The organism is Paenibacillus alvei DSM 29 (assembly GCF_000293805.1).
Taxonomy (GTDB): Bacteria; Bacillota; Bacilli; order Paenibacillales; family Paenibacillaceae; genus Paenibacillus_B; species Paenibacillus_B alvei.
Window position 1 is genome coordinate 402,760 of sequence record NZ_AMBZ01000004.1, and the last position, 14,067, is coordinate 416,826.

11 protein-coding genes and 1 other annotated feature (1 of these 12 only partly in view) are annotated in these 14,067 nt (G+C 47.4%); of the genes, 8 read left to right on the forward strand and 3 right to left on the reverse strand.

Annotation, left to right across the window (positions count from 1 at the left end; all coding sequences use genetic code 11):
- Window positions 1-192, forward strand: a binding site (T-box leader); it begins 38 nt to the left of the window's first position.
- 104 nt (window positions 193-296) lie between these two features.
- Window positions 297-2,747, forward strand: coding sequence for a leucine--tRNA ligase (gene leuS, locus PAV_RS15615; RefSeq protein WP_005547838.1), 2,451 nt, complete (start codon window positions 297-299; stop codon window positions 2,745-2,747).
- On the opposite strand, the gene comER is transcribed toward leuS, so the two are convergent.
- On the reverse strand, window positions 2,728-3,573 hold the full coding sequence (comER, locus tag PAV_RS15620) for a late competence protein ComER (protein WP_005547839.1): 846 nt from the start codon (window positions 3,571-3,573) through the stop codon (window positions 2,728-2,730). The genes leuS and comER overlap by 20 nt on opposite strands.
- Before the next feature lie 158 nt (window positions 3,574-3,731).
- Between comER and PAV_RS32420 the strand changes: the two genes are divergently transcribed.
- From PAV_RS32420 to holA, 6 genes are all read left to right on the forward strand, one after another.
- Entirely contained in the window at window positions 3,732-4,376 is a 645-nt protein-coding gene (locus PAV_RS32420) for a ComEA family DNA-binding protein (RefSeq protein ID WP_005547840.1), read from the forward strand.
- 112 nt (window positions 4,377-4,488) lie between these two features.
- Window positions 4,489-5,010: a deoxycytidylate deaminase gene (locus PAV_RS15630; protein ID WP_040735997.1), complete on the forward strand. Its 522-nt coding sequence runs from the start codon at window positions 4,489-4,491 to the stop codon at window positions 5,008-5,010.
- A gap of 134 nt (window positions 5,011-5,144) precedes the next feature.
- On the forward strand, window positions 5,145-7,766 hold the full coding sequence (locus PAV_RS15635; protein WP_005547842.1) for a ComEC/Rec2 family competence protein: 2,622 nt from the start codon (window positions 5,145-5,147) through the stop codon (window positions 7,764-7,766).
- 235 nt (window positions 7,767-8,001) lie between these two features.
- Entirely contained in the window at window positions 8,002-8,550 is a 549-nt protein-coding gene (locus PAV_RS15640) for an RNA polymerase sigma factor (RefSeq protein ID WP_005547843.1), read from the forward strand.
- Window positions 8,547-9,866: an anti-sigma factor family protein gene (locus PAV_RS15645; RefSeq protein WP_005547844.1), complete on the forward strand. Its 1,320-nt coding sequence runs from the start codon at window positions 8,547-8,549 to the stop codon at window positions 9,864-9,866. Before PAV_RS15640 ends, PAV_RS15645 begins: the two co-directional genes overlap by 4 nt.
- A 263-nt stretch (window positions 9,867-10,129) precedes the next feature.
- Complete coding sequence (gene holA, locus PAV_RS15650) at window positions 10,130-11,179, forward strand: DNA polymerase III subunit delta (protein WP_040736074.1); 1,050 nt, start codon at window positions 10,130-10,132, stop codon at window positions 11,177-11,179.
- A 60-nt stretch (window positions 11,180-11,239) separates the two neighbouring features.
- Here holA and rpsT read toward each other — a convergent pair whose 3' ends face one another.
- Window positions 11,240-11,512, reverse strand: coding sequence for a 30S ribosomal protein S20 (rpsT, locus tag PAV_RS15655; RefSeq protein ID WP_005547847.1), 273 nt, complete (start codon window positions 11,510-11,512; stop codon window positions 11,240-11,242).
- 272 nt (window positions 11,513-11,784) lie between these two features.
- Here rpsT and gpr point away from each other — a divergent pair, with 272 nt between their 5' ends.
- Window positions 11,785-12,786, forward strand: a complete 1,002-nt coding sequence (gpr, locus tag PAV_RS15660) for a GPR endopeptidase (protein WP_005547849.1) — start codon at window positions 11,785-11,787, stop codon at window positions 12,784-12,786.
- Between the two features lie 207 nt (window positions 12,787-12,993).
- On the opposite strand, the gene PAV_RS15665 is transcribed toward gpr, so the two are convergent.
- Entirely contained in the window at window positions 12,994-14,025 is a 1,032-nt protein-coding gene (locus PAV_RS15665; protein WP_005547851.1) for a M23 family metallopeptidase, read from the reverse strand.
- Window positions 14,026-14,067 lie beyond the last annotated feature (42 nt).

Sequence of the window (14,067 nt, forward strand, 5' to 3'; positions counted from 1 at the left end):
CTTCAGAGAGCTGGCGGTTGGTGCAAGCCGGTAATGGAGTAGAAGCGAACTCACCTCAGAGTCGCGCAGCAGAATCGGGAACGTTAAGCTGCGACGTTTCACCAGCGTTAATGGTGTAAAGGGAGTGGATAGCAAAGCATGCTGTCCGCTAACTAGGGTGGTACCACGGGAATAATGCCTCTCGTCCCTAGCGATATTCGCTAAGGATGAGAGGCTTTTTTAATCACATTTATTCATTGCCGCAAGCAGGACGGACATGCGCGAGCAGCCGTTAAGGCATCGTAGGAGGATTAATTATGAGTCAAGAAGTGAAGCAGCCGCATGGCTACGCGCCACAGCAGATTGAGCCGAAATGGCAATCCTATTGGGATGAACATAAGACATTCGCAACGACAGAAGACGAAAGCAAGCCGAATTTCTATGCGTTGGATATGTTCCCTTATCCATCTGGAGCGGGTCTTCATGTAGGGCATCCGGAAGGTTATACGGCAACCGACATCATGTCCCGTTACAAGCGTATGCAGGGATATAACGTCCTTCATCCAATGGCATGGGATGCATTCGGCCTTCCAGCTGAGCAGTATGCCATTGATACAGGACAGCATCCGCGTGAATTTACGGTGAAGAATATTGACAACTTCCGTCGTCAGATTAAGTCTCTCGGCTTTTCATATGACTGGGATCGTGAGTTCAGCACGACTGATCCGGAATATTACAAGTGGACACAGTGGATTTTCATCCAGTTGTACAAGAGAGGCCTGGCATATGTAGCTGAGGTACCGGTTAACTGGTGTCCAGCACTTGGCACGGTTCTTGCCAACGAGGAAGTTATCGATGGCCGCTCGGAGCGCGGTAACCATCCAGTTATACGAAAGCCAATGCGCCAGTGGGTATTGAAGATTACCGAGTACGCAGAGCGCCTGCTGCAAGATTTGGATGATCTTGATTGGCCGGAAAGCTTGAAAGACATGCAGCGCAACTGGATTGGCAAGTCCAAGGGTGCTGAAGTTCGCTTTGCAATCGATGGTCACGATGAGGAATTGGTTGTATTCACGACTCGTCCAGATACGCTGTTCGGTGCAACTTACTGTGTTGTCGCGCCGGAGCATGAGCTTGTTGATCGCATTACAACTGCTGAACAGCAGGCTGCCGTGAAGGCATACCAAGAGCAAGCAGCACGTAAGAGTGATCTGGAGCGTACAGATTTGGCGAAGGACAAAACGGGTGTATTCACAGGCAGCTATGCAGTGAACCCGGCGAATGGGACGAAGCTTCCAATCTGGATTGCGGATTATGTACTTGCTGGATACGGTACAGGGGCAATTATGGCTGTCCCAGGTCATGATCAGCGCGACTGGGAATTTGCCAAGCAGTTCGACCTGCCAATTATTGAAGTGATTAATGGCGGCAATGTACAGGAAGAAGCATATTCCGGAGACGGAGAGCATGTAAATTCGGAATTCCTGAATGGAATGGATAATGCAACTGCAATGGCGCGCATGATTGAGTGGCTTGAAGCAGAAGGCAAAGGCGAGGGCAAAGTGACGTACCGCCTGCGTGACTGGCTGTTCAGCCGTCAACGTTATTGGGGAGAGCCGATTCCGATTTTGCATCTTGAAGACGGTACGATGAAGCCTGTGCCAGAATCCGAGCTTCCACTTACCCTGCCGGATGTAGACCAGATTCGTCCATCGGGTACTGGAGAATCTCCGCTTGCGAATGTAGACGAATGGGTGAACACAGTTGATCCAGAGACAGGCATGAAGGCTCGTCGTGAAACGAACACAATGCCGCAATGGGCGGGAAGCAGCTGGTACTACCTGCGCTACATCGATCCGCACAATAACGATGAAATCTGCTCTAAAGAGAAGCAAAAGAAATGGCTTCCGGTCGACCTGTACATTGGAGGCGTAGAGCACGCGGTTCTTCACTTGCTGTATGCACGCTTCTGGCATAAGGTATTGTTCGACCTCGGCGTTGTAGATACGAAGGAGCCATTCCAGAAGCTCGTTAACCAAGGGATGATCCTTGGTACGAATGGTGAGAAGATGTCCAAGTCTCGCGGCAATGTAATCAATCCAGATGATATTGTGAACGAGTTCGGCGGCGATACACTTCGCATCTATGAAATGTTCATGGGTCCATTGGAGGCAACAAAGCCTTGGAATACGAACGGGGTAGAAGGCAGCTTCCGCTTCTTGAACCGCATCTGGCGCCTGTTCATTAACGAGGAAACAGGAGCACTGAACAGCAAAATCGTTGACGGAACGGATGGCGCAGACCAAGCCTTCATCCGTACATGGCACAAGACGATTAAGAAGGTAAAGGAAGACATTGAAGGCTTCCGCTTCAATACGGCAATCAGCCAATTGATGATTTTCATCAATGAAGCTTACAAGACAGATGTTCTTCCGCGCCAAGCGATGGAGAACTTCGTTCAATTGCTGTCGCCGCTTGCGCCTCATATTGCAGAGGAATTGTGGCAGCGTCTTGGCCATCAAGAGTCGATTACGTATGTTGCATGGCCGACTTATGAGGAAGCTCTTACCGTTGACGCAGAAGTTGAGATTGTAATCCAAGTGAATGGTAAGATTGTATGCCGTTCAAATGTAGCGGCTGATGCTGACGAAGAGGCGATGCAGCAAAAAGCGATGTCCCTTGCGAACGTTCAGGAAGCCATTGCTGGCAAGACGGTTCGCAAAGTCATCGCGGTCAAAGGTCGACTCGTCAACATTGTGGTCGGTTAAGTTCTTCGCCGAATAACTGGAATTCGACCTTATGCAGGTCCTCCTCGTATTTGGCATGGGTGACTTGAATGAGCTGCTGGAATACTCCTTCGAGCTCATCATCCAACAGTCGGAGCGCCTCGGCGGTTATGCCGCCGGGGACGGCTACCCGCTGTTTCAGATGCTCAAGGGTGAAACCGCCCTCGGTAAGCAGCTTGCCAGTTCCAAGCAGCATTTCGCTAGCTAGACGTTCGGCGTCTTTTCTTTCGATTCCTGTTACTTCAACAGCAGCGTCTACCCACTTTTGGACAAAGAAGGCAATGAATGCAGGGCCGCAGCTTGATATATCCGAAGTGATGCGGGTGAACTGCTCGGGAACCTGAACAGGTCGGCTAATTGACATCATCAGTTGTTCCAATAGCAGCCTGTCTTCTGTAAGGATTCTGCTGCCATACATACATAAGGATGCTCCGCTCCATACATAATTCGTGATACTCGGGATAATTTTCGCTATTTTACAAGTCAGCTGCTGTTCTAAATGGCTGATCAATACAGGGCTTGTTATCGATACAGCGATAAGTTCAGGTCTGACAAATGGCGCTATTTCATCCAGAACCGTTTTAAACTCCAAAGGCTTTACGCATATAAAGACAATATCGCTTTCCTGTACAGTTTCTACATTGCTGCTGGCCAGTTGAAATCCGGGGTATTGTGCAGCAAGTTGCTGAATTTTATGTTTTGAACGATTGCTTGCGATAAGTTGAGATGATTCTAATGCTCCAGATTGAAGTAGTGCCTCAATTATCGTAGACCCCATGCTTCCCGTACCAATAAATCCGACTTTCAAGTACGTTCCCTCCCTTTGCCTCTGCCTATTCTGCACACGTCGTGATTATGTTCTCTTCGTATTCAATTTCTACGAACGCAAAATTATCAAGCTTATTGATCCATATGATGACATGGTTGACCATTATGCCGTCATTCGCTGACGAAGGGTGTGGGGACATGAAGCAAGGAAATAGGGAAGCTAAAGCACTGCCAATGCGCTGGCTGCTAGCTATGGGCTTGGCCGTGATTGGTGTTGCGATTTGCATGTGGGTATGGGTGAAGCCGCAAGCAGTATTGGATGCAGGCACATGGACAGATCTGAATGAAGAAATTGAGTCTTTGATTGCCGCTGATGGAAAGCCAGCTCTGCTGAATGACAATACTATGCCATTGAAAGGGGGTAAAGGGGAAGATTGGGGATATAAGCAGCAACCTGCTATACAAGCTGACGTGAAGAAGAACAGCGGTATTGATACTGGGCAGCCGGACAACTCTGGAAGCTCAGAAACTTCTGCAACTTCTGCAACTTCTGCAACTTCCCCTCCTTTAGTGGCAGCTGATGAACAACAGATCAAAAAAGATATTAAGGAGCAAGCAAATGTTTCAGGAGGAAAAGAAACTCCATCCCAGCTAATTAACATTAATACGGCTGATATCTCAGCGTTAATGACGCTTCCAGGTATTGGTCCAAGTAAAGCGAAGGCAATTGTTGAATATCGTGACAAGAAGGGCGCCTTCCGTCGAATTGACGATTTGATGAAGGTGAAGGGAATCGGAAAAAAGCTAATGGCTAAAATCCGGGATAAAGTCCGTATTGAGTAAAGAAGGCAATGTGTAGAATGTGACGTCTTTTGTTGCACGAATGCACAACCCTGCTTACAATAAGGATAATATACACATCATAGACAAAGGCAGAAGAATGGGGACTGGAGTTATGACAACGACTATGCGCAAAGACTGGGATACATATTTTATGGATATTGCCTATATGGTGTCTACACGCTCACGATGCCCTAGAAGGCATGTTGGCGCGTTGCTTGTACAGGGTAAGAAGCTGTTGGGTACTGCTTATAACGGCGCTCCGATGGGGGTTCCTGACTGCAGTGAGGCTGGCTGCATGATCGCAGAACAGTATGAGAAGGTTATCGTAGACGGTTCGGAGCAGATGGTCAAGAAGCAGCGCTGCATACGTACGATCCACGCCGAACAAAATTTGCTCCTGTTCACAGATCGGAATGATCGGGAAGGTTCTACGGTATATGTGACGGATCAGCCATGCTGGACATGTGCAAATATGCTTGCGAACAGTGGCGTTGTGGAGATCGTATATCATCGCCCTTATAAGAAGGACAGTGATAAGGTGGCAGCGATGATGGAGCACAAAGGAATTGTGTTCCGCCAGCTGCAGCATTATCATCCGCCAGCTGAATCAGTTATGGATGAGGTTCGCGAATAATTGAAAATGTTGAATACGGAAGAGGAAGAACCTCTGTACTCAAATCAAGTACTTTGTTGCGCATATGGAATGCGAACGAGTGAACTTGCGAGTACAGAGGTTTTTTTGCGTATTCGCAGCAGGAAGGAGTTCATATGCTGGCACGTCGGCCGTTAGTCGCTGCTGCATGTATCATTGCAGCAGGATTTCATCTGAGCGCAGTGCTGTCTAATGGAGAGGCTTGGGTAGCGGCATTCGGATTGACACTGCTGCTGCCCATCTGTGTAATTGGGAGCAAATGCAGCCGCATGCAGGCGATCGTCTATGCGCTGCTATTAATGTTTGCTGTGCTTTATTATCAATGGATCGTCAAGGCTGGCGACAGTGTATGGTCAGAATGGGAATCCCTTTCCCTTGTCGATCAGGAACAGGAATTGAACGGTGAGTGGGAAGGAATCATTTTTTCCCATCCAGAGATCGATGGAGACCGGATGCAGTTCCAACTTGCAGCAACAGGCTGGAGGACACCTGAAGAGTCTCGTATGGATCGTGTTCGGGAAATGCTGCTTGTTCAAGTTAAACTCTTGAGCAAGCAGGAGTTGAAGCTAGTGAATGATTGGAAACGTGGGCAACTGGTACGTATACAAGGCAAGCTGGATGTCCCCGGTGACGCTGGGAATTTTGGTGGTTTTAGTTATCGAGACTATTTGCGTACATTGCATATCCATTCAATCTTGAAGGTGTCTGGCTTGCAGCACATGCAACTGCATGTTTCACTTGGAACGATCTCTATCTATGAACCAATAGTCCTATGGAATCGGATGCTCGCCTATGTTGATCAAGGCAGGGAACGTTTGGCAAATATACTGCAGCACATCTACGTACAACCGCATAGCGGCTATATGCAGGGGCTTGTGCTAGGGACGCGGGAAGATATGGATCCGGATATTTATCAACAGTTTTCGCAGTTGGGACTGACCCATGTGCTCGCCATATCCGGACTGCATGTAGGTGTACTCATCGGAGCGTTATTATCGCTCTTACGCTTACTGCGAATCACCAAGGAAACGAGCATATCGATCACGATGGGATTCATCCCAATATATGTATTGATGACCGGAGCCTCTGCGTCTGTCATACGGGCAGGTATGATGGCGCTTCTTGCACTGTACGGAGCAAAAAGGGGCTGGCTGAAGGATGGTCTTCATCTATTGGCGGCAGCCTTCCTTCTTATGGCGTTATGGGATCCCCGCTATGTGCTTCAGGTCGGATTTCAATTATCTTTTGTGGTTACGGCCGGATTGATAGTATTTGTTCCTCAAGTGATGAACATGTTAGGCTCACTTCCAAGAACGATATCCAGTGCAATCTCTGTGACGTTAGTCGCACAGTCTGTATCACTGCCTCTAACGGTATATTATTTTAATCAGTTTTCACTGTTATCATTTCTAGCTAATTTTGTGATCGTGCCCTGTATTAGTCTTATTGTACTACCTTTAGGTTCCATATCCTTACTTATCGGTTCCGTATATGAGCCCTTAGCGAAACCGATTGCATGGCTCGTTGAACACTTGAATGAGTTCACGTTCCGCTTGGTTCACTGGCTGGCGCAAATCGAAGGAGCTACGATTATATGGCCAACGCCTCCATTGTGGTGGATTGTTCTTTACTATGTGATATTCGCCATAGCACTTGAATCTGTACGCCGCTGGTCGGCAACTAGACAGATTTACAAGAGAGGCAAGAATGCGGCAGTTCATCATGGGGATGAAACACAGCCGCTTGATTTCATCGAGCTTCCGATTAGAGGGGGACGATATCAGGGGATCAGAGCATTTGGGGCTGTTTTCATTTTTGGATTCGTGGTGGTGCAGGGATATACTTGGAGCCGTCCTGATGATGCAACGGTAAGCTTCATTGATGTTGGTCAGGGTGACAGTGTTCTGATTTCGACTGCGACAGGCAAGCATATGCTGATTGATGGAGGAGGGACTGTGAATTTCCGCAAACCGAATGACCATTGGCGAGAACGAAGGGTACCATTCGAGGTAGGGGAAAAGGTTGTTGTCCCCTTATTGAAGCAGCGAGGAATCAGGGAGTTGGATGTCGTTCTGCTTACCCATGCTGATCAAGATCATGCCGGCGGCTTGCAGGCCGTGTTGAAGCATATTCCCGTGAAGCAGTTCATTATGAATGGGACATGGAAGTCTTCTGTTTTTATGAACAATTTATATGGTACAGCTATAGATAAAGGGATTCCAATCCGTAAATGGGAAGCGGGACAGCGCTGGAAGTTGGATCAGTGGAGTACGTTAGAGGTTTTGTATCCGTACCCATCATCAAATTCTGATTCTTCTCTCCAATTGGAGAACAATCAGAATGAGGCGTCCCTTGTCGTACAGGTAACACTTACACACCCAACCAGTGGTGAACATGCGGTATTCATGCTGACAGGTGATTTGGAGGCCGATGGAGAGAGACAAATGCTGCAATATGTTGCAGAGAGGTCGCCGAGGGTTATTGATGTATTGAAGGTAGCGCATCATGGCAGCAAAACCTCTACTACCCCAGAATGGATAGAGCAATGGCACCCCAAAATCGGAATTATTTCAGCGGGGCGAAATAATCGATATGGTCATCCACATCCGAAGGTGTTAGATACGCTGCGTGATGCGAGGATCCCAGCGAAGCGTACAGACATAGAGGGGGAAATTCAATTCAAGCTGACATCAGGTGGTTTGAAGGTTAGAGCGAAGCGTGATAGGATACATTTATAGATTGGCGCGGGAAGCACGTCATATAAGGCGTGCTTTTTCTTCTTTCCTGTAGCTTTCTTCTATTTTTTAAGTTTCATTACATTGTAATATCCTTTTCAAGGTGTTGTTTGCTATGCTAATGTTGGATTATTGAAAAAAATTCACGTATCAAGATTATTCTACAAATTGGTAACGATCATCTGCAACCATTTCAGACGTTCTCACGTCAATGGATATGCAAGAGAGGGGGATCAAGGTGGTAGAGCCAGGACTCATTCGATCCGCTCAGTCTGGCGATAGAGACGCGCTTATCACTCTTTTGCGGGAAATCGAACAATATGTGTATCGAACTGCTTATTACATACTGAATAATGAGCAGGATGCACTGGACGCGTCCCAAGAGGCCTTAATCCGGATATATACTAAAATTCAATCGTATGAGGAGAAAGCACAGTTCAAAACTTGGGTACAGCGCATCGTAACGAATATTTGCATTGACAAATTCCGTCGTACGAAGCCAACTGTATCAATTGAGGAGCATAACCTCACATTCCTTGGGAATGAAAGCGTGGAGCGTGAGGTTCTATCTTCCCATGCAGCGCAGGATATACGAGAGGCGATTGAGCAACTGCCGGAGCATCATCGTGCTGTCGTTGTGCTTCGCTACCTGCAAGACTTCTCGTATAACGAAATTGCTGAAAGTTTGAACTTGCCTCTCAATACGGTGAAATCATATCTATTCCGCGCCAGACAACAGCTGCAGACAATGCTGCAAGATTACGAGAAAGGTGGTGTGCGAGGATGAACTGTTCAGAGGTGATGGAACTTATGCAGCGGAGATTGGATGGAGACATAAACGATACGGAACAGCGCCTTCTGACTGAGCATATTAACCATTGCCCCGCCTGTAGTGAAATGGCTGAGCGATTGGAACGGCTCCATATGGAATTAGTTCAGCTGCCTAAGGTCGAGCCTAAATTCAGCCTAGTAGATGCAATTATGCCTACGCTTGATTTCATAGATCGAGACGAACAGTTGGCTGCGGTCGAATCAAATGTAGAACCTTATCCGCATGAGATGAAGGCAGTGAGCCCAGTAACGAACGGTAAGTCCGAAAAGGAACGTATCGATAAGGATCGTTCACAGCCTCAGGCTGCTCAGCGGTGGTTCGAACGAATCCGTTGGCGTGCAACAAGCGCTGTCGTAGCAGCGGGGCTTGTGCTAGGACTGTTTATTGTGAATTTCAAGCCGCCTACAGTCGAACAGGCTGGGGACTTTGGCGAGCTGGGAAAAGAGCAATTGATGCAATCAGAAGCGATGGATGAATCACATGGCCCTCAAGAAACCAAATCGGACTCTAGTTCGCCGGTGAAGGAGAAGCCAGCGAATAACGATCCACAGAACAATCAGCCTGACTCTTCTGCCTATAAAGCGCCGGATGGAACGGAAAATAAGGATCTTAAGGCGTCAGAACAAGGTGTTCAGGAATATAAGGCAGGCTCCGCGGCTCGGGAAAGTTCGAAGACAGAGGCAGATTCTAAAGGTAAGTCATCTCGTCGGCAAAAGGAGCGAGAGATAGCCTCAACAGATCAACCCCCTGTAAAAGGCGGACAGCCGAAAACGGATCTGGATAAGGGCAAGGTTCCAGCTAAACAAGAGGGCAAGAAGGAAGATGCTAAGAAAGATCAGTTGCAAAAAGATACAAAACAGACTCCGGCAGAAGATCCGCCGAAAGAAGATACAAATCAGGTTCAAAATGATAATGGTTCAACTGAGGAGAAGCAGGTCAACAGCTTAGTTGGTCCTCCTTCGATTACGTCCACGGCTGAAGCAACGGCACCGAACGGCAGCCTTATGGCGACTTGGGACAATGGGCAGTTACTGTTGTATAAGTTAACTGGACAGGAACGTACCAAGCTGCAGACAATTGCACTGGCAGATAAGCCAACAGAGCTTTTATGGTCTGCTGATAGCTCGAAGCTGACGATTGTGACCGCAGCGGAAGATGGAAAGTCAGTTAAGCAGCAATATGAGCTGAAGAACGAATCGCTCGAACTGGTTAAGGATACTGAAAATCAGGAAGAGCGAGAAGTGATCGAGGGTTCCGTTCAGCAGCAGTAATAAAAAGGGCAGACATGCAGGGCGTTGATGCACACATTAGTAAGGCCTTGCGTATATTATAATATCAGGATGACAGCAAAGCTTTCCCGTACGTCGAATGACCATTTGTGCGAAGTTTCTAGAGCTTCGTGGCAAATGTTTATTATAGATGTTAGGGGACAAAGGGACTCGCGCAACAGAGATGTTGTGCAAGTCCCTTTGTTTTTGCAGCAAAGTCTGCTATGATGAGGTTCGTTATATCGTGAGGGGAGGGTAGCAACATGGTGGATATTAAAGCAGCCGTCAAGGAAATTAAGCGCGGCTTCCCGCGCCCTATCTATATTCTGTACGGTACGGAAAAATATCGAATTCAGGAATTCGTTCAATTTTTAATAGAGCATACCGTGGATGAAGAAAATCGTGAATTAGCCATTATGAAGATGGATACTTCTGAATTTCCAGTGGAGGCAGTCGTAGCAGAGGCGGAGACGATGCCGTTCCTAGTTCAGCGCAAAATCATTCTTGTCAAGGATCAGACGGTGTTCGCATCAGGCAAGGATGGCAAGATTGAGCATCAGACCGAACGCTTGCTGGAGTATATGGATAATCCGATGGATACGAGCATTGTAGTATTCCTTGTCCAAGCGGACAAGCTGGATGAGCGAAAGAAAACGGTCAAGAAAGCAAAGACCGCAGGGGCGGTGCTGCCTTTCTTGCCGCTTAGTGCAGATGAGCTGATTTTATGGGTTCGCAAGGAAGCGGAGAAGCACGGATGCGCCATAGAGGATGAGGCCGTACGAACCGTTCTGAACAATGCTGGAACGAATTTGCAAACCCTGTCGGCCGAAATTGAAAAGTGCTGCTTGTTCACTGGGACAGGCAGAACAGTAGTCGTAGATACGGTCCACTCTTTAATTGCTAAAAATACGGAGCAGAATGTATTTCAACTCGTCGAGGACATTATTAAGCGGCGGGCGGATCGTGCGCTCGATACGCTGCATGAATTGTTGAAGCAGAAGGAAGAGCCCATTAAAATTATGGCGCTTATCGTGCGTCAGTTGCGGATTATGGTACAGGTGAAGGAATTGACGAGCCGCAGCTTCAGTCAGCAGCAGGCAGCTTCTCAGCTCGGAATGCATCCGTATGCGGTCAAAATGGCTTATGAGCAAGCGCGTGACTATGATAGCAATATGCTGACAAAGTGGATTGCAGAGGCGGCAGAGCTTGATTATGAAATGAAATCAGGTCAAGTGGAAAAAACATTGGGCTTAGAGCTGTTTATTATGCGGATGTCGAAAGGAATAACAAGAATACAAAAAGAAACCAGAAGATGAACGCCTAGGCGTTCATCTTCTGGTTTCTTCGCTTCTAGCTAAGTATGAAAAGGCTCGGGCTTACGCTTGCGCAAGCAGAGCGTTCAATTTCGTTGCCAAGCGAGACTTTTTGCGGGAAGCCGCGTTTTTGTGTACCAAGCCTTTTGTCACAGCTTTATCCAATTTCTTGGAAGCCAAAGCGACAGCAGCTTTAGCTGTTTCTGCTTCGTTGTTCGCCAAAGCAGTGTCAGCTGCTTTAACAGCTGTGCGAAGTGCAGATTTTTGAGAAGCGTTCAACAGACGGCGCTTGTCGTTTGTTTTAACGCGTTTAACAGCGGATTTAATGTTTGGCATTGCTTTCACCTCCGTTGCATCGTAGTGCGACAACAGAATCCAATTCCCTCGTTCATAAGAAAAATAGATTCACAACTTAAAGTATTCTATCACGCTACAATTCAAAAAGCAATACATTTGCCACGTTGGTATTGGGATTAGCCTTGAAATGGACGGGGATGTTCAACGGTCTGTCACCGTTCTGCTCGGTACGCTTTATCATTCGCATAAGAAACGTCTCTATGAGCAAAATACAGGTTAGGAAATGATGTGCGATATGGGAGGAGTTTACCATGACAGTAGATTTGAATTCGTATTCAGTTCGAACCGATTTAGCACTCGAATCAAGAGAAATTGCCCAGCCGGACAGTACGATCCCGATACCTGGTGTATCCGAAGAAGTGGAGGATGTACGTGGAATTAAGGTGACAAAGATACATGTCCAGACCGAAGAGGGCTCCCGTGCAATTGGTCGCCTGCCAGGACGGTATATTACGATTGAAGTACCCGGTTTGCGGCGTAAGGACAGCCAGCTCCAGGATCGCGTAACAACCAAGTTCGCTCAGCTGTTCGAAGGTTTCTTGGGTGAAGTCGGGTTGAATAAAGACTCCAAGGCGCTCATCGTTGGACTCGGGAATTGGAATGTAACACCGGACGCTCTAGGGCCTCTAGTCGTAGAAAACGTACTCGTTACTCGCCATTACTTCGAAATTATGCCGGATCAAGTGAGTCCTGGATACCGAGAAGTCAGTGCGGTTGCACCTGGTGTACTCGGGGTAACTGGGATCGAGTCGAGCGAAATCGTGCAAGGGATTGTGGAGCGGACGAAGCCAGATGTGATCATTGCAATCGATGCCCTGGCATCCAAGGCGCTAGAACGGGTGAATACGACGATTCAGATTGCAGATATTGGCATTCACCCAGGCTCTGGTGTAGGCAATAAGCGCCGAGGATTGACGAAGGACATTCTCGGGATTCCATGCATTGCAATCGGGGTGCCGACGGTCTGCTATGCCTCAACAATTGTCAACAATGCAATTGATTATATGAAAGAGCATTTTAAGCAGGAAACGAACCATACAAGGGACATCCTTGGCATGCTGGATGATATTAGCGAGCAGGAACGATTAATGCTGGTTAAGGAAGTGCTTGAGCCGCTCGGTCATGATTTAGTCGTAACGCCGAAGGAAGTTGACGAGTTCATGGAGGATATGGCGAACATTATTGCAAGTGGGCTGAATGCGGCATTGCATGAGGCAGTCGATACAGATAATGTGAACGCGTATACGCATTAAGTCATCCACAAGTATGACGCGGTCATGCAACTAGAATAACGTCATGACAATAACGAAAAAGATCGAGTTTTGGCCTCCTTCGTGTGACTGCACTCGATCTTTTCGCTTGTTCTCTGACGTTCCTATTCGTCGTTCATTCTAAGAAGATACGAGATCTCATTTCATAGAAGTTACATGATAAAGCGATAAGAGAGCATTCGCAGCTACTTACTTCGTTGCGACTGCGCTTTGACCTGTAATCGTCTGGCCGTATACAGGGTCAATCCCGCCCTCAAAACGAATTCGGATAGACATGCCTTCCTCAAACTGTGGTGTATCCGATACTTGGAAATGAATGTGAGGTTCACTTGAATTGCCTGAATTGCCGCACTCTCCTAACAGTTGGCCTTGCTTGACAACGTCGCCTTTTTTGACAACAACGCTGCCTTTCTTGAAATGAGCAAGCATGCTGTATTCCCCGTTGCCATGATCAATGACCACATAATTCCCCGCCATATCTTTCTCGTTTGGTACGCCAACGGGATCATTGTCTACAATATTATTCTCTACTCGAACGACGGTGCCATCCCGTGGTGCTACTACTGGCTGACCGAATGCGTAGTAGCTTTCGTTCTTGGACGGATCTCCCTCATAGCTCAACCCACCGCGCGCAATGACGAGGTCATAGGCGTAACGTTCCCCAAGAGAAGCGTAGTGATAATTCACGAATTCATTATTACCACCCCAGAATACCAGCCACTCACCTGTAAACGGGGGCTTATACGCCTGCTTTGTCGGGTGATGATCGGATTCCCATTGGAGAAGAGGGTACATCTGCAGCGACACGATTTCGTTATTCGCAATTCCGGTTTGAATGCCACGCAGTCCGGTCGAATCCGTCCACACATATGATTCAATGCCGCCTAAGCTTTTGCGGGCGATAAGCGTCGGCTTCTCTCCCTTTTTCCATAGCGCTTGAAGCAGCTTCGGGAGGTAGCCTTCAGGGACTTTTTCCATAAGCTCCTTGGAAAAATAACGGTACATATGCGAGCCATCCGGCTTTTGGATCCATTGTTCGATTAACTCAGACGTCAGTTGATTTTTGGAATACGATTGGTCAGATACAATAGTTCCGGCAGTTTTCGTCATATGTTCCGTTCTTATCCCTTCTTTATACTCAGCTTCGACAGTAAATGGGTATGTCATGCTGATTGCTAAACATGCGGTCAGAAAAACTATCCTGCCTTTTGATTGTTTCATTTCTAATCTTCCTTTCCCATTAGCATAAATTGATGTTTTAGA